Source organism: Thioclava electrotropha (genome assembly GCF_002085925.2).
GTDB classification, from domain to species: domain Bacteria; phylum Pseudomonadota; class Alphaproteobacteria; order Rhodobacterales; family Rhodobacteraceae; genus Thioclava; species Thioclava electrotropha.
The window spans coordinates 1,457,082-1,481,854 of the sequence record NZ_CP053562.1; the positions used below are offsets into that span (position 1 = coordinate 1,457,082).

Here is a 24,773-nt window from a genome sequence, read left to right on the forward strand (position 1 = left end):
AATTTTCGTTGACAGCTCAACACGCGCCACGCGAAGCTTTGCTTGGCATATCGGGCGCGACACGTTATCCGGTCCGCTCTGGAAATGGCGCCCGACAGGCCCCGACCGGTATTGAGACAAAGACCGTCAAGGCAGGCGAATGACTGACACCGATCCCTCCCAGATCAAGGGGTTCAACCGGGCCCGAGAGCGTGCGGCGCGCGCGCTCCTGGAAGACTATGTCGAGATGATCGCCGATCTGACGGCGGAATTCGGCGAGGCGCGGATCACCGAGATCGCCGCGCGACTCGGGGTGGCCCATCCGACCGCGACGAAAGCCGTGGCGCGGCTCAAACGCGAAGGGCTGGCCGTGTCGCGGCCCTATCGCGGGGTGTTCCTGACGGAGACGGGGGAGGCGCTGGCCGATCAGGTGCGCGAACGTCACCGGACCGTTGTGGCCCTGTTGCGCGCTGTGGGCGTGCCGGAAGAGGTCGCGGAGATCGACGCCGAAGGGATCGAGCACCATGTCTCGTCGCGCACGCTGGAGGCGTTCGAGGCCTTCCTTGCGTCAAAGGCTGGCAAATAGCTCCGACAGCCGCTCGGCCTCGCCGGCAAGACCCCAGGGCGCGTTCACGATAAACATCCCCGACCCGATCATGCCGTGGCCCTCGCGGGCGGGCGGGAATCGCACCTCATGGCTCAACGCGTCGGGGAAATCGCGGCGCAGAGTGCGCACCATTGCCTCCTGCGCGCCCGAGGCGAGCATCGGATACCAGAGCGCGATGATGCCAACGTTCCATTTCTTCGCGATATGGCCGATCAGCTTCGGCATCGCCGTGTAATCGGCCTTCTCCTCGAAGCTCGGATCGATCAGCATTATCCCACGACGCGGGGTGGGGGGCGTCAGTGCCAGCGCCATGTCGCGCCCGTCGGCCTTGTGCAGGACTGCGCCGCTTCGCCGCGTGGCCGTGCGCAGGGCGGAAAACTCCTGCGGGTGCAATTCACATAGTTGAATCGTGTCCATCGGGCGCAAGAGCGCCTGTGCCACCAGGGGCGAGCCCGGATAGGCCTGCGCCCCGTGCTGTGCCCGCACAGCGGCCAGCGCGCGCATGTAGGGATGATCGGGCGCGAACCAGCCCAAGCCTTCCACCCGCGTAATCCCGGCTGCTGCCTCGCCGGTCTTCGCGGCCTCCGCCCCGTCGAGCGCGTAAAGCCCGCGCCCGGCATGGGTTTCGAGATAGCTCAGCGGCTTGTCTTTGCGCGTCAGGTAATCGAGCGCAGACGCAAGCAGCGCGTGCTTGTGCACATCGGCCAGATTTCCGGCGTGATAGGCGTGTTGGTAAGACAGCATTGGTTCGGTCTCCTTGCACCCTTCCTGCCGGTCGGCGCGCGCGAGGGCAATGCCGTTCTTCTTGGCAGAAATATCCCGGGGGCGCGCGAAGCGTGCGGGGCGGAGCCCCTCCGACGGATCAGCTTGGGAAAGAATAAAAGAAAACGGCGGCGCCCAGGGAGGAGGAGGGGCGCCGCCGTCTCTTTTCTGCCGTCAGGTCTCAGGGAGGAGGAGAGAGACCCTTCGGCACTGTCGACACCGCTTCAGGGAGGAAGAAGCGGCGTCACACCCTCGGGTCCAGGGAGGAGGAGAGGACCCTCGGTATTTTGTGGCGGCACCCTCAGGGAGGAGGAGGAGAGTGCCGCCGAAACGATCGGCCCAGGGAGGAGGAGAGGGCCTTTCGTATCACATTGGACCTGTCGGCCCGGATATCAAGTGCTGCACTGCAGCATGCGACAGCCTGTCGCAGCTTTCCGCCGGTGATAGGCGGCGACCTCAGGGAGGAGGAGAGAGGTCGCCGCCTGCTCGGCGCGGATCTCTCAGGGAGGAGGAGAGAGAGATCCGGGCAGCTCGGATCCGGCGTTGCGGCGTCGCGCCGCTTGGGGCCGGTATGTTTGGTGTGGCGGCGCTCTCAGGGAGGAGGAGAGAGAGCGCCGCCGCAGTCCTGAGCCCCAGGGAGGAGGAGAGGGGCTCGGGAAGCGAATTACTTGCCGTATGCGGCCTCGTAGGCCACGCGGGTGATCATCGAGCTGTGCAGCCCGAGGTCGTTCAGCTCGCGGCTGTTGAGCGAGCGCAGTTCGTTGAGCGTCTGGCGATACACCTTGCGGCGGGCCAGGGCTTCGGTCAGTTTCGATTTCAGCGCGGCGAAGCCGCCTTCGTTCAGTTGGATGTCTTGTACGAGTGCCATCGTTTCAGCCTCATCTATCTACTTGCGAGGGCCGCTGCCGGTTCCAGCTTGTCGGCCCGAATTCGTTACTTCGTGTTCCGTCGTTGGGCTAAAGATGGCGCTAATGCTGCGACTGCACAATGCCGGGAAGCCTCATTGCCGCCATGCAGAAAATGCATGAATGATTCTGACCCATTTTCGAGACGCAGACGCAAGATATGTGCGCTTGCCTTGGGGCGTTTGGGGGATTCCTGACCATTTGGGCAGTTCTCGACTTGAACTGCGCGGCAAAAACGCCACAGTTCCGGCCAAATCACGAGCAGTCGGGCCGATGACGGACCCGGGAATGGAGGAATCTGCATGGCTCTGAGCAAGGAAACGGTTCTTGCGACGTTGCAATCGGTAGAAGTGCCGGGCGGCGGGACCGCGATCAGCCGCGATCTTGTGCGCGCGCTCGCGGTGCAAAACGGCGTGGTGCGCTTCGTGCTCGAAGGCGCGCCGCAGCCCGAACTGGAAGCGATGCGCCCCGCGCTGGAAGCGGCGATCAAGGCGCTCCCCGAGGTGACGAGCGTGACAGTGGTGGTGCCCGCGGGCGCGCCGCGCGGTCTTGGCGGCACCGCTCAGCAATCGCAACAGCGCGGCCCCGCGATCGGCGGCCATCCCAAGCCCCAGCAAGGTCCGCAAAAAGTGCCGGGCGTGAAGAAGATCATCGCCGTGGGGTCGGGTAAGGGCGGCGTCGGCAAATCCACTGTCGCGTCGAACCTCGCTGTGGCGCTGACGCGCGCGGGCAAGAAGGTCGGTCTCCTCGATGCGGATATCTACGGGCCCTCGTTGCCGCGCATGATGGGCGCGAGCAAGCGGCCCGCCTCGCCGGACGGCCAGACGATCCTGCCGCTGCAGGCGCATGGCGTCACGCTGATGTCGGTCGGTCTCATGCTAAAAGAGAGCGAGGCGGTGATCTGGCGCGGCCCGATGCTGATGGGTGCGATGCAGCAGATGCTGTTCCAGGTGAAATGGGACGAATACGGACCGCTCGACGTGCTGCTGATCGATCTGCCGCCGGGGACGGGGGATGTGCAGCTCACGCTGTGCCAGAAAACCGAGCTGGACGGGGCGATCATCGTCTCGACCCCGCAGGATGTTGCGCTGCTCGATGCGAAGAAGGCGATCGACATGTTCCAGCGGCTGAAAACGCCGATCCACGGGCTGGTCGAGAACATGTCTTCTTATGTGTGCCCCAATTGCGGCCACGAGGCGCATCTCTTCGGGCATGGCGGGGTCGCGGCGGAAGCGAAGGCGCTGGGTTTGCCCTTCCTCGGGGCGTTGCCCGTCGATCTGGATGTGCGGCTCGCCGGAGATGCGGGCACCCCGGTCGCGGCGGGCGAGGGGCCGGCGGCCGAGGGCTATGCCGCTCTTGCGCAGGGGCTGGTCGACCGCGATCTGATCTGAGCTCGGGACCAAGGTCACATTCGGAAAGGCGCCCGGTCCGGGCGCCTTTTTTCTGGTCACAGGGGCGTTATGGGAAATCATGGCACCTTTCATGGAACTTCACGGGAGCGTAGAAGGCGTGTGAGCGGAGATTCGCCATGATACTGGGCGGAATCACGCGTGCTTCACGCGCCCTCGCGCAAAATCACCCTGTAGTGAGCGCTGAAATCAGTGGTGTCGCGGGTTCAAATTGCGGCTCAAAAACCACAGGTTCCGCATTGGGCGAAATTTTTTGGGATTTTACGGGAAGCTCTGACGGCTCCGGTTTTTCTACCATATATAGTAAATTTCTGTCATGCTTGCGCTAGGTGTGGTCTAATTCCGGCACAACACCTTGTGATGGAGTCTCTTCGCGAACAACATATGCCCAGTATTCGGCAACTTTTTTCTTGCGTGCCATGAATTCCCATGGCATCCCTAATTCATCGGAAGCGAAGACAAATAGAGGCACTAAGACCTCACGGCGAAATGCAGGTTTCATACAGGCCATCGCTTCACGAAAACAAAGAGATCCGGCGCGCGAGCGAGCAGATATCCCCATCCCCCCAGGTGGCGCGTGCAGTCGGACATACCCAGTAATGGGAACGAGGGCGGCGGATTGGGCAGTGGCAGCAGCCCAATCCGCTGTTTTCATTTCGGGCCCCGCCCGGCGGGACAGGTGATAGGAGCGCGCTTTGGCGGGCATGTTCATAGGCGAATACACCTTCAAGGTGGACAGTAAGGGTCGCGTGTCGATCCCCGCACTGTTTCGTCGTGAGCTGGAAGAGGGTGACCCCGAGCGCCCGAACAAAGATCGCCCCCGCATGGTCATCGTCTACGGCGCTGACACCCAGAAAATGCTCCAGATCTACACCCAGGCCGCCTTCGAGGCGCTGGCCGCCGATATCGCGGCGCTGCCGCGCGGCTCGAAGCAGCGCACGATCCTGCAGCGGATGGTTTTGTCCAAATCGCACCCGACCGAAGTCGATCCCGATGGCCGCCTGGTTCTCCCGGCGGCTTTGCGCACGAAGATCGGTCTCGACAAGGAAGCCTATTTCTCCGGCGTGGGGGAGACCTTCGAGATCTGGAACCCCGAGACCTTCGCCGCTGCCGATGAAGCCAATATCGATCAGTGGATCGAGGAGCAGGGCGAAGATTTCGACCCGCTCAGCCTATTGTCGCAGGGGTGAGCCATGACGGATCGGGACGCCCTGCCAGACGCCCCCCACGTCCCGGTTTTGCTGCGGCCGCTCCTTCGGGCGGTCGCGCCTGTCTCTGGGACCTGGCTTGACGGAACCTTCGGCGCGGGCGGTTATGCGCGCGGATTGCTGGAGGCGGGCGCCGACAAGGTGATCGGCGTCGACCGCGACCCGGCCGTGTTCGAGATGGCCGAGGCGTGGCGCGGCGCGTATGGCGACCGGCTGGAGCTGGTCGAGGGCACGTTCTCCGAACTCGATACCTATTCCGACGAACTGCTGGACGGGGTGGTGCTGGATCTCGGCGTTTCTTCCATGCAGCTCGATCAGGCGGATCGCGGGTTTTCTTTCATGCGCGACGGGCCGCTCGACATGCGGATGTCCCAGGAAGGGCCTTCGGCGGCCGATCTGGTGAACGAGACGGATGAGGCCGAACTCGCTGATATCCTGTACCAATATGGCGAAGAGCGCGCCTCGCGCCGGATCGCCAAGGCTATTGTCGAGGCGCGCAAGACCCAACCTTTCGAGACCACGCAGCAGCTGGTCAAAGTGATCGAGCGCTGCCTGCCGCGCCCGAAACCGGGACAGAGCCATCCCGCCACGCGCAGCTTCCAGGGGCTGCGCATCGCGGTGAACGATGAATTTGGCCAGCTCATCGAGGGGCTGGAAGCTGCCGAGCGCGCGCTGAAACCCGGCGGGCTTCTGGCCGTGGTCAGCTTCCATTCGCTCGAGGACCGGGTGGTGAAGCGCTTCTTTGCCGCGCGCTCGTCGACGGGCGGGGGCGGTTCGCGCCACGCGCCGGTTCAGCAAACCCTTGATCCCGCTTTCGAGATTACCGTGAAGGGCGACGGGCCCGACGCGGAGGAGCTGGCTGAAAACCCGCGCGCACGTTCGGCCCGGCTTCGGGTGGGACGGCGCACGAATGCGCCCGCTGGCAAGGCCGATCGCACGCAATTGGGGCTTCCGAAGCTCGTCACCGGGGAAAAGAAGGGGAAACGCCGTTGAGACTGCTTGCCTATCTTGCCGCCTCCGCCTGTGTCCTCGCGCTCGCCTTCTGGGCCTATCACGTCAACTACGACACGCAGGACCGGATCGACGAGCTGCGCGACCTCAACCGCGAAATCGCCTCCCTCAACGAGGGGCTGTCCGTGCTCAACGCCGAATGGGCCTATCTCAACCGCCCGCAGCGCCTTCGCGAACTGGTCAATCTCAACTTCACCTCGCTGCGTCTCCTGCCGATGACGCCCGAGCAATTCGGGACCGTGGCGCAGATCGCCTATCCGACGCCGCAGGCCGATGATGCAGACGCGTCGAACGCCGATTTGTCCGGCCTGTCCGACCCGATCGAGGTCAAGGCCGATCCTGAGGGAGGGAACTGATGCGCACGCCCCTTCGTCCCCTTGCCCGTATTCTCGACGCCCGCGAAAAGGGTGAGAATCCCGACGCGATCGAACGCGAGAACCGCCGTCTGCGCGGCGAGGCCACCCGTGACAAGGCCCGTCAAAGCGCCGAGGGCCGCCTGCTGGTCATGTCGGTGATCTTCCTCGCGGCCTTCCTGACGGTGGGCCTGCGCATGGGTTCCTTCGCCGCCGCGCGCCCCGAAGAGCCGCAGACCGATTCCACGACCGAGCAGATCCACGCCCAACGCGCCGATATCGTCGACCGCAAGGGTAGGGTGCTCGCGACCAACCTGCTGACGCACTCTCTCTATGCGCAGCCGCCGATGATGATCGACCCGCTGGGCACCGTAGACAAACTGGTGAAGATTTTCCCCGATCTCGACCGCGACCGGCTGAAGAAGGATTTCACCGGTCATCGCAAATTCGTCTGGATCAAGCGCCGCATCAGCCCCGAGCAGATGCAGGCGGTCCATGATATCGGCGATCCCGGCCTTCTGTTTGGCCCGCGCGAGATGCGGCTTTATCCCAACGGCCACCTCGCCTCGCATATCCTTGGCGGCGCGCGCTATGGCACCGAGGGCGTGAACTCGGCCGAGATCCTCGGCGTGGCCGGGATCGAGAAGGAATATGACAAGTGGCTGCGCGATCCGGCCAATGGTGGGCAGCCGCTGAAGCTCTCGCTCGACCTGACCGTGCAGTCCGCGCTCGAAGACGTGCTCTCGGGCGGCATGAAGCTGATGAATGCCAAGGGCGCAACGGCGGTGCTGATGAAGGTTCAGACCGGCGAGATCGTCGCGATGGCGAGTCTGCCCGATTTCGACCCCAACGACCGCCCCGCGCCGCTTCTGAAGGGCGATCCGTCCGACAGCCCGCTGTTCAACCGCGCGGTTCAGGGGATGTACGAGCTGGGCTCCACCTTCAAGATTTTCGCTGTGTCTCAGGCGATGCAGGACGGTCTGGTCACGCCCGAGACGATGATCGACACCAAGGGGCCGCTGCGCTGGGGCAAGTTCCGCATCCACGATTTCCACAATTACGGCAAGCAGTTGTCGGTCACGGATGTGATCGTGCACAGCTCGAATATCGGCACTGCGCGGATCGTCCAGAAGATCGGCCCCGAGAAACAGCGCGAATTCCTCGGCAAGCTGGGCCTTCTGGAGCCCTCGCCGGTGGAGCTGATCGAGGCGCCGACGGGCCGCCCGATTCTGCCGAAGAACTGGTCGGAGCTGTCCGCGATGACCATCGGCTACGGCCACGGTCTCTCCGACAGCCCGCTGCAGCTCGCAACGGCCTATGCGACGATCGCCAATGACGGGCGGCGCGTGCTGCCGACGCTGATCGCCAAAGGCGGTCCGCGCAAGCCGCATAAGCAGGAATTCGGGGCCCCCGAAGGCGCGCAGGTCGTGTCTCCGGCGGTGGCCCGCAAGGCGCTGGCGATGATGCGCGCCGTGGTGACGCGCGGTACGGCGAGCTACGGCAATGTCGCGGGCTATCAGGTCGCGGGCAAGACCGGCACCGCCGACAAGCCCGATCCGCAGGGCGGCTATTACGACAAGAAGGTGATCTCGACCTTCGCGGGCGTCTTCCCGGTGACCAATCCCGAATATGTGCTGGTTCTCACGCTGGACGAGCCGACGGACACCTCCGGCGACACGCCGCGTCGCACCGCGGGCTGGACCGCCGTGCCGGTCGCGGCCGAGACGATCCGTCGTGTCGCGCCGCTTCTGGGCCTGCGCCCCGAACCGACCACGCCCGACACGCTCGACGGCATCAGCCTCGTCAAGAAAGACTGACCTTTCCGGGCTGTCGGCGGGCCTCACGCCACGCGCATGAACTCGCGCAAAGAGACCGGGGGCAGGGCCTGTCGCCTTGACCTCGCAGACGCGTCGCCGGATAAGTGCGGCAAGCTGAATGAAGGACGGATACGATGGCTGCGGGCACCAAAATGCTGAGCGAATTGGGGCTGACGCCGCTGCAGGGCGCAGACTGCGCGATCTCGGGGCTGTCGGTCGACAGTCGGCAGGTCAAGCCGGGCCATCTTTTCGCGGCGCTGCCGGGCACGCAGATCCACGGGGCCGAGTTTATCCCTTACGCATTGCGCATGGGCGCGGCCGCCGTTCTGACCGATCGCGCGGGCGAGAAGGCCGCGCGCGAGGCGCTTGAAGGCACCGACACCGCCATCGTCATCACGCAAGACCCGCGTCAGGCGCTGGCCTTCGCGGCGGCGCTATGGTTCGAGCGTCAGCCAGAGACCCTGATCGCGGTGACCGGCACCAACGGCAAGACCTCGGTGGCCACCTTCACCCGCCAGATCTGGCAGCTTATGGGGTTCGAGGCCGCGAATATCGGCACGACCGGCGTGGAAGGCAGCTATTCCGCCCCGTCGCCGCATACCACGCCCGAGCCGATCACCTTGCATCGCCTGCTCTCGGATATGGCGGCCTTCGGCGTGACCCATGCCGCAATGGAGGCCTCGTCCCACGGGCTGGCGCAGCGCCGGCTGGATGGCGTGACGCTCTCGGCGGCCGCGTTTACGAATTTCACGCAAGATCACCTCGATTATCATGCGAGTTTTGAAGAGTATTTCGCCGCCAAGGCCGGGCTCTTCACCCGGGTCCTGCCCGAAGACGGGGCGGCGGTGATCAATCTCGACGATCCCAAGGGTGAGGAACTGGCGCGCTATATCACCGCGCGCGGTCAGGAGCTGATCGGCATCGGCCATACCGAGCAATGCGAGATGCAGATCCTCGGCCAGCGGTTCGATGCGACCGGGCAGGATGTGCGCTTCTCGTGGGAAGGCTGGACGCAGATGACCCGCCTGCCGCTGATCGGCGGCTTCCAGGCGATGAACGTGCTCACGGCGGCGGCGCTCGCCATCGCCTGTGGTGCCGACCCCGAGGACGTCTTCGCGACGCTGCCGAAGCTCTCCACCGTGCGCGGGCGGATGCAACTCGCCGCCACCCGCGACAATGGCGCGACGGTTTTCGTCGATTACGCCCACACCCCCGACGCGGTGCAGACCGCGCTCAAGGCACTGCGCCCGCATGTGATGGGACGCCTGATCGCCATCGTCGGCGCGGGCGGCGATCGTGACGCGACCAAGCGCCCGCTGATGGGGCAGGCCGCCGCCGAGAACGCCGATATCGTCATCGTCACCGACGACAACCCGCGCTCCGAAGACCCCGCAACGATCCGCGCCGCCGTGCTGGAAGGCGCGTCCAAGGCGATGGAAGTGGGCGACCGGGCCGAGGCGATCCTGCGCGGCGTCGATCTTCTTCAGCCGGGCGATGCACTGCTGGTGATGGGCAAGGGCCATGAGAGCGGCCAGATCATCGGCTCTGACACCTATCCCTTTGATGATGCCGAGCAGGCTTCGGTCGCTGTCGCCGCGCTGGACGGGAAAATCTGATGGCGGTGCTCTGGACCTCGAGCGACGCGGCCGCCGCGACCGGTGGCGAAGCCACGCAAACCTTTGCCGCGACTGGGATCTCCATCGATACCCGGACGATTCATCCGGGCGATCTGTTCGTAGCGCTCAAGGATGTGCGCGACGGCCATGACTTCGTGCGTCAGGCCCTCGACAAGGGCGCAGCCGCGGCGCTGGTCAGCCGCATCCCCGAGGGTTGCTCGAAGGACGATCCGCTGCTGATCGTGGATGACGTCCTCGCCGGCCTAGAGGCTTTGGGCCGGGCAGGGCGCGCACGTGCGCGGGCCCGCGTGCTCGCCGTGACCGGTTCCGTCGGCAAGACGTCGAGCAAAGAGATGCTGCGCGCCGTCCTCTCGGCTCAAGGCACGGTTCACGCCGCCGAGGCGAGCTTCAACAATCACTGGGGCGTCCCGATCACGCTGGCGCGCCTGCCGCAGGATGCCGATTTTGCCGTGATCGAGATCGGTATGAGCAACCCGGGCGAGATCGCGCCGCTGGCGAAGATGGCGCAGCCCCATGCCGCGATGATCACCACCGTCGCGCCGGCTCATCTGGCCGCTTTCGACAGCATCGAGGGCATCGCGCATGAGAAAGCGTCGATCTTCGAGGGGCTCATCGACGGCGGTATCGCGATCGTGCCCTCCGGCCTCGAGGTGTCCGACATTCTGCGCAAGGCCGCCCAGCAGGCCGGAACCATGGTCAGCTTCGGTCCCGAGCCGGGCTCGGATTACCGTCTGATCGACGCCCGCATCGCGGGCGACGCGACCGTGGTTCAGGCCGATCACCATGGCACGCCGATCCTGTTCAAGGTGATGACCCCGGGGCGGCATTTCGCGAATAACGCGCTCGGCGTGCTGGCCCTGGCCGAAGCCGCGGGCTGCGATCCGACCATCGCCGCGATGGATCTGGGCAACTGGCAGCCCCCCGCCGGGCGCGGCCAGCGCGAGCGGGTCTATATGGATGTGGTGGACGAGGCCGAGAGCTTCGATCTCTTCGACGACGCGTTCAACGCGAACCCGGCCTCGATGTCGGCAGCTCTCGAGGTTCTGGCAGGCGCCAAGCCGCGCGACGGGGTGGGGCGCACCGCGAAAGGGCGCCGCATCGCGATCCTCGGCGACATGCTGGAGCTGGGCGACGACGAGGCGGCGCTGCACGCGGCCATTGCCGATCACCCCGCCATGGCGAAGATCGACCTCGTGCATCTCGCGGGACCGCGCATGGCGGCGCTGCGCGAAGCGCTTCCGCGCGCCAAACGCGGCGAATGGTATGAAAAGGCGGACAAGCTGGCAGAGCGCGCCCGCCACCTGATCGACCCCGGCGACGTCGTTCTGGTCAAAGGATCCAAAGGCTCCAAGGTGAGCGTCGTCGTGAGCGTATTGAAAAAACTCGGCCAGCCCGGCGCGGCCGAGGCCCATAAGGGAAAAGACTAATGTTGTATTGGCTGACTGACCTCTCGGATGGCGGGGGCGTCTTCAACCTGTTCCGCTACATCACCTTCCGCGCGGGCGGGGCCTTCTTCACGGCGCTTCTGGTGGGGTTCATCTTCGGCCCCTGGCTGATCGGCATCCTACGCCGCACGCAAGGCAAGGGGCAGCCGATCCGCGACGACGGGCCGGAGGGGCATATCTCCAAGGCCGGGACGCCCACCATGGGCGGCATCCTGATCCTGACGGCATTGCTGGTGTCGACGCTTCTCTGGGCGCGGCTCGACAACGGCTATATCTGGGTCGTGCTGATGGTCACCTATGGCTATGCCGCGATCGGGTTCGCCGATGACTACGCCAAGGTGTCGAAGCAAAACACCAAAGGCGTCAGCAGCAAGGCGCGGCTTGCGCTCGGCTTCCTGCTCGCGCTGCTCGCGTCTCTGCTGACGTGGTATCTGCACCCCTCCGATCTGGAAGGGCGTCTGTCGATCCCGTTCTTCAAGGACCTCGTGCTGAACCTCGGCTATTTCTACATCCCCTTCGCGATGATCGTGATCGTCGGCGCGGCCAATGCGGTGAACCTCACCGACGGGCTCGACGGGCTCGCGATCATGCCGGTGATGATCGCCGCGGGCACGCTGGGCGCCATCGCCTATGTCGTGGGCCGCACCGACTTCACTGAATATCTGGGCGTGCAATTCGTGCCCGGCTCCGGCGAGCTGGTGATCTTCACCGCGGCGCTGATGGGCGGCGGTCTGGGCTTCCTGTGGTATAACGCCCCGCCGGCTGCGGTGTTCATGGGCGACACGGGCAGCCTCGCGCTTGGCGGCGCGATCGGCGCGATCGCGGTCTGCACCCAGCACGAGATCGTCCTTGGCATCGTGGGCGGCCTCTTCGTGGTCGAGGCGCTCTCGGTGATCATCCAGGTCGCCTATTTCAAGCGCACCGGGAAACGGGTGTTCCTGATGGCTCCGATCCACCACCATTTCGAAAAGAAGGGCTGGTCGGAGCCCCAGATCGTCATTCGGTTCTGGATCATCTCGCTGATCCTCGCACTGATCGGTCTGGCGACGCTGAAAATTCGCTGAGAATTCCTTCCCGTATACCTCTTATTTAGCGCGTATGCGGGTGCGCGCGAAGTCGCAAAAGGGCGTCGCGGTTCCACCGCGGCGCCCTTGGTTTACGTCACCTTTATTTGAGCGAACCAAAGCGAAATCCACTGGTTGTCTCCCCGAACCGCGACGCGAGACGTCGTAAAAGTTTTAACGAGGAGAACCCGATGACCCGCAAGTTCAACATTATTCTGTCGACGACTGCTCTCGCTGCCACGCTGTCGCTGGGCACTGTTGCCAGCGCTGAAGACGGCGTGACCACCGGTGGCTCGTCCGAAAATGGCCAATATGGCTTGGTCGACTACAAGATGCAGATCGTTCCGAATGACCAGAGCTCCGACGGCACCGCACCCGCGGTCAACGTCACCTCGGGCGGTGATGTCAACAACACCGCTGGCGTCGCAGACGAAAAGGTCGGCGCTGCCATGACCGACCAGACCTCGAATGGCGAAGAGTCGATTCCCGCCGAGAACCAGTTGAACAAAGATGCTGGCATCGTCGGCAACAAGGTCCAGACCGGCGTTAACGATGCAGTCGTGTCCTCGGACGGCGCTGCAATCGGTACGATCGAGAAAGTCATGAACATGGGCGACAGCGACGAAGTCTATGTCCGCACCGACGAGACGCTCGACACGACCGTTTCGATGTTCAAGATCACCGTTCCGGCCTCCGACGTCGGCTCGGGCAAGCTGATGCTGAATGCGAGCCTGTCGGACATTCTCTCGACGCTCGAAAAGCAGCAAGACCAGAAGTCGTAATCTAACGATCTTCGCTAGAAGACCCTTTGCGGCGCGCACGGATCCTCCCTTCCGTGCGCGCCGTTTTTGCATGTCCGGCGACTTGCGCGCTGCGTTCCCCCTTTCCCCTTCGTATTGGTTCAAATATCCCGGGGGTACGGGGGCTGGCCCCCGTGATAGGACGACGCGATAGAACGACGAAGACGCGAGGCGGCCCCGCTGCCCTTGCGCGAGGCGACAGGAGAGACCGATGATCCCGGTGCAGGGCTTTGACGGACAGAAGGTGGCGGTGCTCGGGCTCGGGCGCTCGGGTCTGGCGACGGCGGCCGCGTTGCGCGCAGGCGGGGCCGAGCCGCTGTGCTGGGATGACAGCCCCGAGGGTCGCGCCCGCGCCGAGGAAGCGGGTTATAGCTGCCGCGACCTGACGCGCCACGGCGCTTTCGAGGAGGTCGCGGCCCTGATCGTCTCGCCCGGCATTCCGCATCTCTATCCCAGGCCCAACCAGGTGATTTCGGCGGCGATGGAGGCGGGCGTGCCCGTCGATAACGATATCGGCCTGTTCTTCGCCTCCTGGGCGACCGATGATTTCATGCGCTACGATCAGGCACCGCGCACGATCTGCGTCACCGGCTCGAACGGGAAATCCACGACGACGGCGCTGATCCATCACATTCTGGAAGAGGCCGGGCGACCGACGCAGATGGCGGGCAATATCGGGCGCGGCGTGCTCGATCTGGAACCCGCCGAGAATGGCGAGGTCGTGGTGCTGGAACTGTCCTCCTATCAGACCGATCTGGCGCGCGCGCTGACGCCGGATATCGCGGTCTTCACCAATCTCTCGCCGGACCATTTGGATCGCCACGCAGGCATGGGCGGCTATTTCGCGGCCAAGCGTCGACTGTTCGCCGAAGGCGGCCCGGATCGCGCGGTGATCGGCGTCGATGAGCCCGAGGGCGTCTATCTCGCCAATCAGATCATGATGGGCCGCAACGATGACAGGCTGATCCGGGTGTCCTCGGCGCGCAAGCTGGGGGATTGGGGCTGGTCGGTCTATGCGCGCAAAGGGTTCCTCAGTGAATGGCGCAAAGGCAAGCAGGTGGCCTCGATCGACCTGCGCGACGTCACCGGGCTGCCCGGCGCGCATAACCACCAGAACGCCTGCGCGGCCTATGCCGCCGTGCGCGCGCTGGGAATTGCACCACGCGTGATCGAACAGGCGTTCCATTCTTTCGCCGGGCTTCCGCATCGCAGCCAGACCATCGCGGAGAAGCGTGGGGTGCGCTGGGTCAACGACTCCAAGGCGACCAACACCGACAGCGCCGCGAAGGCGCTCGAAGCCTTCCCGAACATCCGCTGGATCGCGGGCGGTCTGGGCAAGGAGGGCGGGGTGGCCTCGCTGTCCGAGCATCTCGGCGCGGTGAAGAAGGCCTATTTCATCGGCCATTCCGCGCGCGATTTCGCACTTGAACTGGCGGTCGAGCATGAGATTTGCGAGACGATGGAAGCCGCCGTCGCCGCCTGCGCCCGCGATGCCGAAGAGGGCGATACGGTCCTGCTGGCGCCTGCAGCGGCCAGCTTCGACCAATATCCGAATTTCGAGAAACGCGGCGATCATTTCGCGCAGCTCGTGGACGCGCTGCCCGGCTGAGGTTTGGGCGTCTAAGCCGTCCGCTCTCACATCTCGCGAAAACGGCAGTCCCGCTTCGGGGCTGTCGAAGATCCCGGTGCCTCTGTCACCGAAGCCTTGCTCGGCCTGTAGCGCAAACGGTGTAGCGTCCTGAACGGCACCGTTCCTCCGCACGCGCCAAACCTTCGAAAGAAGACGGAAATCGCCGGCCTCAAGCCGAGTCGCGAGAGCGGCCCAGTTGGGTGATCGCTCCTTCAAACGGCGTATCTGGCGTCCAAATTCCGGCATCGCTGCCAAGAAATACAATCCATGGTTGTGATTTCGCGACGTTGAACCGATGCCGCGACGTCAAAACGCTCGCAATCTGAATCTTGGCTGCCCGGCTCAACAGGGGACACGGGGCCAGATTTTAACGCCGGGGTGGGCCGGCATTTCAGAAACGGAGAAAGACCATGAAACTGCTCAAACTCGCTTCGCTGCGCCGTCTGAAGAATGACGAAGAGGGCGTCACGGTCGTCGAATACGGCATCGCGCTGGCGGTGGCACTGGGCATCGCAAGTGCCGTCTATCAAAATCTCGGTAATGAGATCGCAGGCACCATGGCTGATGCTGGCGAACTGATGCCCGGAGACGCTGTTAATGCCGCGACCGTAACGGCCAACGCGAACTGAACCCATGAGCGGCTGCCAGGCGAATAGGGCGATGTCTGGCAGCCCTGGCCCTCGAAAGGAAACTGCCATGCGTATCGCATCTTTGCTGACCTTCACTGCAGGACTCGCCGTGGCGGGTGGCTCGGCTTACCTGGCGCGCGATTTTTTCGAGGCGAAATACAAGCGTGAGGTGGCCGCCGAGCGTGAAGGCCTCGTCGAGGTCCTCGCGGCCGCACAGAATATTCCCTTCGGTCAGACCATCGAGGCGCAGAAGCTGACCTCGATCTCTTGGCCGAAAGAAGCGCTGCCGCCGGGGGTCTTCACGGATTACGCAGCCCTTCTGCCCGCAGCGGGCGGGGAGCCGCGCCGCGCCCGCGCCGAGATCGCGCAGGGCGAGTTGATCCTCGCCTCCAAGGTCTCGAACTACGGTGAGAAGGTCACCATTGTTCAGACACTTGGCCCGAACAGTCGCGCGATGGCAATCCAAGTCAATGCTGCATCTGGGGTCGGGGGGTTCGTAACGCCGGGCGACCGTGTCGACGTGATGATGACGCGAGGAAATAACGACACGCTCAAGACCGTGACGATCCTTCAGGACGTCCGCGTCATCGGGGTCGATCAGGAAGCCGATGAGAAGGTGAAAACCCCCGGCGTGGCGCGCACTGTCACCGTCGAGGTCTCGCCCGATCAGGGCCAACGTCTCGCGCTGGCGCAGAAAGCGGGCACGCTCAGCCTGACGCTGCGCACGCTCGACGAGGCCGAGAGCGATCCGCTGCCCTCGATCGGGCTGGCGGATATTCTCAGCGAGCGGTCTTCGAACAAGCTCGAACCCACGCCCGTGCGCACGGTGACGATCCGGCGCGGCACGGAAGTCACCCATACGACGATCAAGTGAGGCGCGGGGTCGATGGGGCGCATCCAGAACAGCATCCGGTGTTTCGCCCGAGAGGAAGACGGGACGATCCTCGTCTTCTTCGGGATGAGCCTCGTGGTGGTGCTCGGTCTGGTCGCGCTCTCCTTCGATCTGGGTCGGCTCGGCAGCACCCGCTCGGAGCTGCAATCCTTCGCGGATTCGGTGGCGCTGGCGGCGGCGGGCGAGCTTGACGGCAATTCCGACGCGATCACCCGCGCCAATGCGGCCGCTCAACTCATCGTCGACAGCCAGACTTTCGCGACTGGCTCGCAGGTGCTGGGGGCTGCGAACGATGTGACCCTGACCTATCTCAGCGCCCTGCCGGACAGCGATAGCGACGCGACAAACGCGGTGACCACCGATCCGGCGAAGGCCGCCTTCGTGCGCGTCGATGTCGATGAGCGTGAGGTTCAGGGTGTCTTCGCCGCCGCGTTCACCACGATGGGCGGGTATGACGCGTTCGACGGCTCGGCCACGGCTCAGGCGGTCGCGGGGCTCGAAATCCTGGCCTGTGACGTCACGCCCTTGATGTTCTGCGTGCCGCCGGGCTTCGATGCGGAAAAGGATATCGGACAGATGATCCTGCTGCGCTCGGGCGGGGGCGGTGATGCCGCTTGGGGGCCGGGCGATTTCGGGTTCCTCGATCCGAATGGCGCGAAAATCGATGACGAGGGGCCTTGCGCCAAGAAATCCGGCGCGCAGCTCGACGCCTGCCTGCTCGGCGCGGTGAGCAAGATCACTCAATGCTTCAACCAGCGCGGCGTCGACCTCGAACCGGGCCAGAAGGAAGGACGCAACGCGGCGATCTTCAACGTGCGCTTCGACATGTATCAGTCGATCATGAACGGGCTGAGCAACGATCCCGATTATGCGCCTGCGCCCAATGTCATCAAGGGGATCGTCGCCGCCAATCCGAGCGGGAAGGATGGCACGACGTCCAATGGCGGCGGAAAAAACACCTGCATCAAGGAAAATGAAGAGCTTTCGCCCGACACGGTCGGCCTGCCGCGTGACGATTGCTTCCTGGAGGGGGCCGCTGAGCCCTGCGGTCGCTTCGGCGATGGCGACTGGTCGCAAGGCCGCATCACCTACATGCAGAAGAATTATGGCATCGACATCACGGCGGAGGGTGCCACGGATCCTTTCGCGGATGCCGAAACCCGCTATGACCTCTATCTTGCCGAAATCGCGGCGGCGGCTGGCGGCGACATCCTTTCGGGACGCGCCGAGACGGGCCTGCCGAGCTGCGCGCCCGCTGCCGCCCCCAATGCCGACCGCCGCGTTCTGATCGTCGCGGGCATCGATTGCAGCGCGGAGACGGGCACGGTGATCAAGGGCGCGGCCACGGATGTGCCGGTGAAGGAATTCGTCAAAGTCTTCCTGACCGAACCGGTGGGCGAAGACGGATCGAGCCCGCCGACGATGGATATCTGGGGCGAAGTGATCGGGTCGGCCAGCAATGGCGACCAAGAGGAACTGGGCACGGGCGGCATGGTCCGCGACGTCGTCCAGCTTTACCGATGAGCGCGATGCGGTGGTTTCGCGCATATCGCCTCCGCGCCCCGCGCCGCATCTGGCGCGATGATGAGGGCGCGCAGCTGGTGGAATTCGCGCTGGTGCTGCCGCTGATGCTCATCCTCTTCGCGGCGATCATCGAGAGCGGGCGGATGTTTCTCGCCTATCAGACGGTGATCGGCGGGGTGCGCGATGCAAGCCGTTACCTCGCCCGGATCACCCCGCGCAGCATCTGCGAAACCGGCGGCAGCGTCGATGGTCAGGCGGAGACGCTCGCCGGGATCGTCGGCAATGCGATCACCGGCGGTAGCGTGCTGGGGGGCGGGATCACCGTCACGACGGTGGAGCCGAGCCTCGATTGCATCGAAGGCAGCTACCGTTTCGGCGATGCGCCGATCGTCGAAGTGGCGGCGAATGTCACGATCACCTTCCCCTTCGCCGGTCTCTTCACCCTCATCACACCCACGACGCTCGGCACCGTCACCACGACGATCGCCGACCAGAACCGGGTCTTCGGCTCATGACCGGGCCTCTCGCATATCACGCGCGCGCACTGCGCCGCTTCCTGCGCGACGAGGAGGGCGCGACCCTTGTCGAGTTCACGCTGGTCTTCGGCCTCTACCTGCTGGTGTTCTTCGGGCTGCTGGATTTCGGGCGTCTGGCCTTTCACTACGTCAATATGCAGCGCGGGTTGCAGGTCGCGGCGCGACTGGCAGCAGTGCGTCCGGCGGCATGTACCGGCGTGCCGGAGACGAACGAGCGGGGCGTGACGCCGAAAGACGAGACCGAGCCGCAATTCGGCACGAATTGCAGCGCCAAGAGCTGGGTCTGCGCGGCACCCGCCACGGTGAGCTGCTCGGGCGCGACGACGAATGCGACCGTGGCCGAGATCTGGCCGATCGTCGCCCCGGCGCTGCCGACTGGCTCGACCGCTGCGAACCTGTCCTTCAGCTATTCCTACGATTCCGAACTTGGATTTCTCGGCGGGCCCTATGTGCCGATGGTCACCGTCGAATTGCAGAATGTGAGCTTCCAATTCGCGACGCCGCTGGGCGCGCTGGTGGGGCTCGTGACCGGCACCGCCAATGAAGATCTTGATGCAGATATCGCCTTCCCGAGCATGAGCACGTCGATGCCGGGCGAGGATCTCGCGCAGGGCGCGGGAAGCTAAAGCAAGGGGAGACATGAAATGACCCGTAGGACGAAACCGATATTCCTGGTGCCCGAGCCGAGCGCGCGCGACCTTGCCGCGCCCGCCAAGCGCCGGCTGACCTTCTCCGCCGAGGCCGAGCGCCTGACACACGCGCGGGCGCCCGATGAGGAGGGGCAGGTCATCGCGGTCGCGCGGAGCCGCGGCGGGATCGGGGCCACGATGCTGGCGGTGAATCTCGCCCATCAACTGGCGGCTCAGGGTGTGAAGAAAGGCCAGGCGCCGCGCCGCGTCGGGCTGATCGACCTCGATCTGCAATTCGGCATGGTCGCGGGTTTCCTCGATCTCGATCCGAGCCCGGCGCTCTATGACATGGCGCGCAGTGGGGCGGTGCCGGACGAGACCTTCCTCGATCAGTCGATCCAGCATTCGAAAGACGGGCTGGAAGTGCTTTGCGCCCCCGCTGCTTTCGCGCCGCTCGGGGCGCTCGGGGCCGATCAGGTCACCGAACTCATCACGCTGATGCAGGCGCGCTGCGATTACGTCGTCGTCGATCTGCCGCATGCGCTGATCGACTGGGTCTCGCCGGTGCTGGCGCGCGCGTCCCTGATGTATCTGGTGACCGATCTCGCGGTGCCCTCGCTGCAGCAGGCACGCCGTCTGATCGACGCCTATCACGAGGAGAACCTCGCGCTGGAGATCGAGGTGGTCGTGAACCATCAAAGCCGTCCGCTGATGCGCTCGCGGGTGCAGCAGGAGGCGGCGAAGGCACTCGATCGCGATCTGAGCCACTGGTTGCCCGACGACCCGCGCGCCGCCAAGGAGGCTGCCGATCGCGGCGTGCCTCTTGCGCGGATCGGGGGGCGCTCAGCGCTGTCGAAAGCGATTGCCGGTCTGGCGAAGGGGCGGCTCGCACAGAGCGCGGCCCGGACGAATTGAGGGGGAGCACGAGATGTTTCGCAATTTCACGGATCGCGGGTCGAAACCGACCGAGACCGAAAAGGTGATCCCGCTCGGCAAGCCCTATGCGGGCAGCCCGCCGAAAGACGCGCGCGAGATGGCCGCACAGCAAGTTACGCCCAAACCGCCCGCGGCAGAGGTCGACGAAGACGCGCAGCGGCGAGCGCTGGAACTGAAAAGCCGCCTGCATGACGCGCTTCTGGACCGGCTCAACCTGTCGATGCTCGACAAGGTCGTGCCCGAGGAGCTGCGCCGCGAAGTGGCGGCGCTGGTGAGCGAAGAGCTGCGCGACGCGAAAACCCCGTTGCGCGCGGAGGAGTTCAAGACGCTGGTCGACGAGCTGCTGAACGAGGTCCTGGGGCTCGGCCCGCTGGAGCCGCTGCTGGCTGACCCGTCGATCAACGACATTCTCGTCAATGGCTGCAACCGCGTCTTCGTCGAGCGTCACGGCGTGCTGGAGCGCACGGCGGTACGCTTCCGCGACGAGCGCCACCTGCTGCGGATCATCGACAAGATCGTCTCGCGGGTGGGGCGCCGAATCGACGAGAGCAACCCTTGGGTCGATGCGCGTCTCGAAGACGGCAGCCGCGTGAATGCGATCATCCGGCCCTGTGCGATTGACGGGCCGAGCCTGTCGATCCGCAAATTCGCGCGCCAACCCTATACGATGGAGCGGCTCGTCGAGACTGGGATGATGACGGGGGCTGCGTCGCGGTTCCTCCACGGGCTGGTGCATGCCCGCAAGAATATCCTGATCTCGGGCGGCACCGGCTCGGGCAAGACGACGCTTCTGAACGCGATCTCGGCCGCCATCGACCCGCGCACGCGGATCGTGACGATCGAGGACGCCGCCGAATTGCAGCTGCAACAGGAGCATGTTGTGCGGCTGGAAACCCGCGCGTCCAATCCGAACGGGCAGGGCGCGGTGATCCAGCGCGATCTGGTGAAGAACGCGCTGCGGATGCGCCCCGACCGGATCATCGTCGGCGAGGTGCGCGGCTCGGAAGCCTTCGACATGTTGCAGGCGATGAACACGGGCCATGACGGCTCGATGACCACGGTGCACGCCAATTCTGCGCGTGACGCTCTGGGGCGGATCGAGCAGATGGTGACGATGATCGGCCTCGACATGCCGCTCAACGCGATCCGCTCGCAGATCGCCTCCGGTCTCGACATCGTCGTGCAGATCGCGCGCATGTCCGACGGTCGCCGCCGGGTGCTTTCGATCTCCGAGATCACCGGGCAGGAAGGCAATATCGTGATGATGCAGGACATCTTCACCTTCCGCAAAACCGGCACTTCCGCCGATGGCGTGATCGAGGGCGAGTTCACCGCCACCGGTCTGCGCCCGCGCTGCCTCGAAGACCTGATCGCGGCAGGCGTCGCGGTCGATCCGTCCGATTTCAAGATGCGGGGGAACTGAGCCATGTGGGAGATCATCGAAAAGGACCTCGCCGCCTATGTCGCCTATAGCGGCATCGCGCTTGGCGTTCTGCTGGCGCTGACGGGCGGCCTGCACCTGCTCAACCGCACCGAGACCAGCGGTGAGGCGAAGAGCCGCCGGATGAAGATGATCGCGAAGGGGCGCGACACCGAGGAGATGCTCGCCCTGCTCAAGCCCAACCCGCGCAAGGGCTGGATCGCCCGGCTGCCGAAGCGGTTCGACTTGCCGCGTCTGCTGCATCGCGCGGGCTTCCGGATCGGACCGGACAAGTTCCTGCTGATCTGCGCAGCACTTGCGATCGGGAGTTTCGTGCTGGCGCTTGCCCCGCTCGGTCCGTTGCGGGCGGCTTCGGTCGCGCTGACGATCGGGCTGGCGCTGCCCTTCATGATTCTGCGCGCGCGGGCGACGCAGCGGATGAAGCTGCTGACGAGCCAGCTGCCTGACGCGCTCGACATGCTCGCGCGGGGTCTGAAGATCGGCCACCCGCTGAACATGTCGATCGGCGCCGTGGCCGAGGAGATGCCCGATCCGATCGGCACCGAATTCGGCATCATCTTCGATCAGGTGACCTATGGCGAAGACCTGCCCGACGCGGTGCTGGAATTCGCCGAGCGGGTGGGGCTGGAAGACGCCGACTATCTCGCGGCCAGCATCGGTATCCAGCACGGGACGGGCGGCGATCTCGCCCGCGTGCTCGAGGTGCTGGCGGCGACGACGCGGGGCCGGATCTCGATGCGGCGCAAGATCCGTGCGATCTCGGCGGAGGGGCGCGCCTCGGCGTGGTTCCTGACCGCGCTGCCCTTCATCATGTTCGGCTTCACCTCGGTGATGTCACCCAATTACTACGGCGAAGTCGCCGATCATCCGATGTTCCGCACGATGGCGATCATCGTCGTCACGCTGATCATCCTGAATGCTGTGGTGCTGCGCCGTCTGGTGCAGTTCCGGATCTGAGCCGGGGAGAGAGACCATGTTGATGACACGGATCGAGGATTTCGCGCTTCGGATGGGCATCGCGCCCGAGACGCTTCTGGCCGCTGGGATCGGCTTCGGCCTGCTGCTTCTGATTGTCGGGCTTCAGGCCGCCTTCCAGCGCGACCGCGCCGCCGAGCGCATCGCGGCCATCGGCGGGCCGAAAACGGGGGGACGTGCCGAGCACGGCTATCTCAAGGCGCCGGAGGCACGTCCGGGCCAGATCCTGAAGGCCTTCGTGCCCGCCGACCGCCAGACCCGCTCCAAGCTGGAACGCAAGCTTGCGCAGGCCGGGCTGTCCGGGGCAAGCGCATTGCGCCGCTTCACCTTGGTCCGGATCGCGCTGGGCGTCTGCCTGCCGGGTATTTTCATGGGGCTTCTGTTTGCCGCACGCAGCCCCGAGATCGGCCTGCCGATGGGGCTGGATGCCCGTCTCGGAAGCCTGAGCGGCATGGCGACCTATCAGATCCTGACCGGGCTCGTTGCAGGCGGCTATCTGCTGCCGCTTATGTGGCTCAACAGCCGGATGCGCGAGCGGCGGCTGCGGATCGAAGAGAGCTTCCCGAACGCGCTCGATCTGATGCAGGTCGCGATTGAAAGCGGCATGGGGTTCGATGCGGCGATGACCCGCGTGGGCAACGAGCTGGCGGAGACCTCGCCGGAAATTTCCTTCGAGTTCCTCTCGGTGCAGCGCCAGGTTCAGGCCGGGCGCGAGCGCGAGGCGGCTCTGCGCGACATGGCCGACCGGACCGGGGTCGAGACCGTGCGTGCCTTCGCCAATGTCGCGAGCCAGTCGCTGCGCTTCGGGGCCTCGATGGCACAGGCGCTGACCACCTATGCCGCCGATCTGCGCGGCATTCGTGAGATGCGCGCGCAGGAAAAGGCCAATCGCCTGCCGGTGCAGATGTCAGGGGTTCTGGCCTCGCTGATGCTCCCGGCGCTGATCCTGATCGCCGTTGGCCCGGTGGTGATTCGCTATTTCGTGAATTACGCGCAGTAAATCGAATCGTTTCCAAATACGCGCTTTTCCCAAGGCATTGTTTACGGACAATTTTTTTGGCCGAAATCTCGATTTAAATGCCGAATATGCAACCTTTGATTGCGGAGGGCGTCAATCGAATCATCCACAGGGGGCTGTGGATATAGTCCAAATGGCTAGCTTAGGAATTAACGCATTTAGGGGTTACGCTTAGAGATGGCCTACGCGCTGTCACGCACATAAGTGGGCCACATATAATAGTTTCTGGGGATGGTGGGGACCATGCGAGACTATGGGACAGCCGGGGCTTCGCCCGGGCAAGAGCGCGCTATTGAAGCGGGCATGATCGGGGCCGTTGCACAGTGGTGTGAGTGTCTGCACGGGACGAACCCGCTGCGCATGGCGTTGAGATATCTGACCGACAGTATCGGGGCCGAAGCCGTCATATTGGCGCGCTATCCGCGGGATGCGGGCGCGTCGGCACGGGCGTTGGTCCATGACAGGGCGCGATCCGGCTGCCGGATCCCGCTGGAGCAAAGCTTCGCGGGCGATCTGCTTGGCGATTATCTCGACAAGGCCAAACGGGGCTCGACCTGGTATCGCTCGATGCAGGACGAGGATGTGCCGCAGGCGGTCGCTTCGGCACTGGCCCGGCGCAACCTCGTCGAAATGGTCGTCATTCCGCTCGAGATCAGCGACCGCTGGGTCGATACGCTGGAGCTGCATTTCACCGAGAAGCTGCGCCAGTATCAGCAAGCGGTGCTGACCACGCTCGGCGATACGCTGAGCCGCACCTGGCACAACCGCGCCCGGGGCATGTTCACCGAGACCTTGCTGAAATCTACCGCCAAGCAGGCCGCGCCGCTCATCGGCTCGCCGATCCTGAGCGCGGATAACCCGGCGCGTCTGAGCCGTTCGGAATATCGCGTCTGCCTGCTGCTGCGCCACGGTCAGTCGCCCGATCAGATGCTTGCGGAGTTGGGGATCAAGGAATCCACCCTGCGCACCCATCTGAGCAATCTCTACGCCAAAACCGGCGCGCGCAATCTGGCGGAACTGACCTTCCAGCTTGTCTCCGAACTGCCCTTCGAGCTCGCCGGCGCCAGAGCCGGACGGGTTGCATGACCGGGCAACTCCTGCCGCTGGCGGCGTTGGCCCCGATATTGATCTGGGTCGCGCTCAGCGATCTGCGCGAGATGCGCATCCCGAACAGGATCGTGCTGATCACGCTTGGCTTCTTTGCGCTCTGCGCACCGTTCTTCGGCCTGCACGAACTGAGCCTGCGGCTTGCCGCGGGTGCGATCACCTTCCTCGTCGGCTACGTCTTTTTCGTGCTGCGCGCCTTCGGGGGAGGGGATGTGAAATTTCTCGCGGCCCTGATGCTATTCGTACCCTCTGCGGCGATGGGGGAGTTTCTTATCGCCTTTTCCGTCGCGCTTTTTGCGGGCTCGGCGCTGACGATGGGGCTGCAAAGCGCGCCGGTGGCGACGCGGCTTGGGCCCCGCTTGGGTTGGAAGAGCTGTTACGCACGGGGAAAGCTCCCGATGGGCGTCTCGATCGCGCTTGCGGGTCTGGCTTTGCCTTATCTGGTCGGCGGGTAGGCCC

Annotated in this window: 25 protein-coding genes; 22 read left to right on the forward strand and 3 right to left on the reverse strand. The window is 64.7% G+C overall.

Features of this window, described 5'->3' with window-relative positions; translation table 11 throughout:
• The first annotated feature begins 139 nt into the window (after positions 1–139).
• Positions 140–565, forward strand: coding sequence for a manganese-binding transcriptional regulator MntR (gene mntR, locus AKL02_RS06940; protein ID WP_078519476.1), 426 nt, complete (start codon positions 140–142; stop codon positions 563–565).
• Here the strand turns inward: mntR and AKL02_RS06945 are convergent.
• Both AKL02_RS06945 and AKL02_RS06950 read right to left on the reverse strand, forming a co-directional pair.
• On the reverse strand, positions 548–1,330 hold the full coding sequence (locus AKL02_RS06945) for a 23S rRNA (adenine(2030)-N(6))-methyltransferase RlmJ (protein ID WP_083074998.1): 783 nt from the start codon (positions 1,328–1,330) through the stop codon (positions 548–550). The genes mntR and AKL02_RS06945 overlap by 18 nt on opposite strands.
• A 682-nt stretch (positions 1,331–2,012) precedes the next feature.
• Entirely contained in the window at positions 2,013–2,216 is a 204-nt protein-coding gene (locus AKL02_RS06950; RefSeq protein ID WP_078519474.1) for a DUF1127 domain-containing protein, read from the reverse strand.
• A gap of 339 nt (positions 2,217–2,555) precedes the next feature.
• On the opposite strand from AKL02_RS06950, the gene AKL02_RS06955 reads away from it, so the two are divergent.
• Positions 2,556–3,644: an Mrp/NBP35 family ATP-binding protein gene (locus tag AKL02_RS06955; RefSeq protein ID WP_083075000.1), complete on the forward strand. Its 1,089-nt coding sequence runs from the start codon at positions 2,556–2,558 to the stop codon at positions 3,642–3,644.
• A gap of 343 nt (positions 3,645–3,987) precedes the next feature.
• Here the strand turns inward: AKL02_RS06955 and AKL02_RS06960 are convergent, their stop codons facing one another.
• Positions 3,988–4,164 (reverse strand): hypothetical protein, encoded by a 177-nt coding sequence (locus AKL02_RS06960; RefSeq protein ID WP_165756915.1) that lies wholly within the window; start codon positions 4,162–4,164, stop codon positions 3,988–3,990.
• A gap of 202 nt (positions 4,165–4,366) precedes the next feature.
• Here AKL02_RS06960 and mraZ point away from each other — a divergent pair, with 202 nt between their 5' ends.
• The 20 genes from mraZ to AKL02_RS07060 all read left to right on the forward strand — a co-directional run bounded on the left by mraZ (position 4,367) and on the right by AKL02_RS07060 (position 24,769).
• Positions 4,367–4,852 carry a division/cell wall cluster transcriptional repressor MraZ gene (mraZ, locus tag AKL02_RS06965; RefSeq protein WP_078520010.1) on the forward strand — a complete coding sequence of 162 codons (486 nt, stop codon included), beginning with the start codon at positions 4,367–4,369 and terminating at the stop codon, positions 4,850–4,852.
• Positions 4,853–4,855: 3 nt separating this feature from the next.
• Positions 4,856–5,863, forward strand: a complete 1,008-nt coding sequence (gene rsmH, locus AKL02_RS06970; RefSeq protein ID WP_083075002.1) for a 16S rRNA (cytosine(1402)-N(4))-methyltransferase RsmH — start codon at positions 4,856–4,858, stop codon at positions 5,861–5,863.
• The gene (ftsL, locus tag AKL02_RS06975) at positions 5,860–6,237 is read left to right on the forward strand and encodes a cell division protein FtsL (RefSeq protein WP_078519471.1); all 378 of its coding nucleotides are present in this window, start codon (positions 5,860–5,862) and stop codon (positions 6,235–6,237) included. The genes rsmH and ftsL overlap by 4 nt, the downstream gene beginning before the upstream one ends.
• A complete protein-coding gene (locus AKL02_RS06980) occupies positions 6,237–8,051 on the forward strand; it encodes a peptidoglycan D,D-transpeptidase FtsI family protein (protein WP_232621731.1) in 1,815 nt (604 codons plus the stop codon). The genes ftsL and AKL02_RS06980 overlap by 1 nt, the downstream gene beginning before the upstream one ends.
• Positions 8,052–8,185: 134 nt before the next feature.
• Positions 8,186–9,667 carry a UDP-N-acetylmuramoyl-L-alanyl-D-glutamate--2,6-diaminopimelate ligase gene (locus AKL02_RS06985; RefSeq protein ID WP_083075006.1) on the forward strand — a complete coding sequence of 494 codons (1,482 nt, stop codon included), beginning with the start codon at positions 8,186–8,188 and terminating at the stop codon, positions 9,665–9,667.
• Positions 9,667–11,115: a UDP-N-acetylmuramoyl-tripeptide--D-alanyl-D-alanine ligase gene (locus AKL02_RS06990; RefSeq protein WP_083075008.1), complete on the forward strand. Its 1,449-nt coding sequence runs from the start codon at positions 9,667–9,669 to the stop codon at positions 11,113–11,115. The genes AKL02_RS06985 and AKL02_RS06990 overlap by 1 nt, the downstream gene beginning before the upstream one ends.
• A complete protein-coding gene (gene mraY / locus AKL02_RS06995; RefSeq protein WP_078519467.1) occupies positions 11,115–12,197 on the forward strand; it encodes a phospho-N-acetylmuramoyl-pentapeptide-transferase in 1,083 nt (360 codons plus the stop codon). The genes AKL02_RS06990 and mraY overlap by 1 nt, the downstream gene beginning before the upstream one ends.
• Positions 12,198–12,388: 191 nt before the next feature.
• Complete coding sequence (locus tag AKL02_RS07000; RefSeq protein ID WP_083075010.1) at positions 12,389–12,979, forward strand: hypothetical protein; 591 nt, start codon at positions 12,389–12,391, stop codon at positions 12,977–12,979.
• A 229-nt stretch (positions 12,980–13,208) separates the two neighbouring features.
• Positions 13,209–14,606, forward strand: a complete 1,398-nt coding sequence (gene murD / locus AKL02_RS07005) for a UDP-N-acetylmuramoyl-L-alanine--D-glutamate ligase (RefSeq protein ID WP_083075012.1) — start codon at positions 13,209–13,211, stop codon at positions 14,604–14,606.
• 431 nt (positions 14,607–15,037) lie between these two features.
• The gene (locus AKL02_RS07010; RefSeq protein ID WP_083075014.1) at positions 15,038–15,256 is read left to right on the forward strand and encodes a Flp family type IVb pilin; all 219 of its coding nucleotides are present in this window, start codon (positions 15,038–15,040) and stop codon (positions 15,254–15,256) included.
• A 67-nt stretch (positions 15,257–15,323) separates the two neighbouring features.
• Positions 15,324–16,130 carry a Flp pilus assembly protein CpaB gene (gene cpaB / locus AKL02_RS07015; protein WP_083075016.1) on the forward strand — a complete coding sequence of 269 codons (807 nt, stop codon included), beginning with the start codon at positions 15,324–15,326 and terminating at the stop codon, positions 16,128–16,130.
• Positions 16,131–16,142: 12 nt separating this feature from the next.
• The gene (locus AKL02_RS07020; RefSeq protein WP_083075018.1) at positions 16,143–17,672 is read left to right on the forward strand and encodes a pilus assembly protein TadG-related protein; all 1,530 of its coding nucleotides are present in this window, start codon (positions 16,143–16,145) and stop codon (positions 17,670–17,672) included.
• A 5-nt stretch (positions 17,673–17,677) separates the two neighbouring features.
• Positions 17,678–18,187, forward strand: a complete 510-nt coding sequence (locus AKL02_RS07025; protein ID WP_083075572.1) for a TadE/TadG family type IV pilus assembly protein — start codon at positions 17,678–17,680, stop codon at positions 18,185–18,187.
• Positions 18,184–18,834: a TadE/TadG family type IV pilus assembly protein gene (locus AKL02_RS07030; RefSeq protein WP_083075020.1), complete on the forward strand. Its 651-nt coding sequence runs from the start codon at positions 18,184–18,186 to the stop codon at positions 18,832–18,834. Before AKL02_RS07025 ends, AKL02_RS07030 begins: the two co-directional genes overlap by 4 nt.
• 18 nt (positions 18,835–18,852) lie before the next feature.
• Positions 18,853–19,752, forward strand: a complete 900-nt coding sequence (locus tag AKL02_RS07035; RefSeq protein WP_083075023.1) for a CpaE/TadZ family protein — start codon at positions 18,853–18,855, stop codon at positions 19,750–19,752.
• Between the two features lie 13 nt (positions 19,753–19,765).
• Entirely contained in the window at positions 19,766–21,196 is a 1,431-nt protein-coding gene (locus tag AKL02_RS07040; protein WP_078599330.1) for a TadA family conjugal transfer-associated ATPase, read from the forward strand.
• 3 nt (positions 21,197–21,199) lie between these two features.
• Positions 21,200–22,171: a type II secretion system F family protein gene (locus AKL02_RS07045; RefSeq protein ID WP_083075025.1), complete on the forward strand. Its 972-nt coding sequence runs from the start codon at positions 21,200–21,202 to the stop codon at positions 22,169–22,171.
• A 16-nt stretch (positions 22,172–22,187) separates the two neighbouring features.
• Entirely contained in the window at positions 22,188–23,189 is a 1,002-nt protein-coding gene (locus AKL02_RS07050; RefSeq protein WP_108722303.1) for a type II secretion system F family protein, read from the forward strand.
• 378 nt (positions 23,190–23,567) lie between these two features.
• Entirely contained in the window at positions 23,568–24,293 is a 726-nt protein-coding gene (locus AKL02_RS07055) for a helix-turn-helix transcriptional regulator (protein ID WP_165756916.1), read from the forward strand.
• Complete coding sequence (locus tag AKL02_RS07060) at positions 24,290–24,769, forward strand: A24 family peptidase (protein ID WP_083075029.1); 480 nt, start codon at positions 24,290–24,292, stop codon at positions 24,767–24,769. Before AKL02_RS07055 ends, AKL02_RS07060 begins: the two co-directional genes overlap by 4 nt.
• The last annotated feature ends 4 nt before the right edge of the window (positions 24,770–24,773 follow it).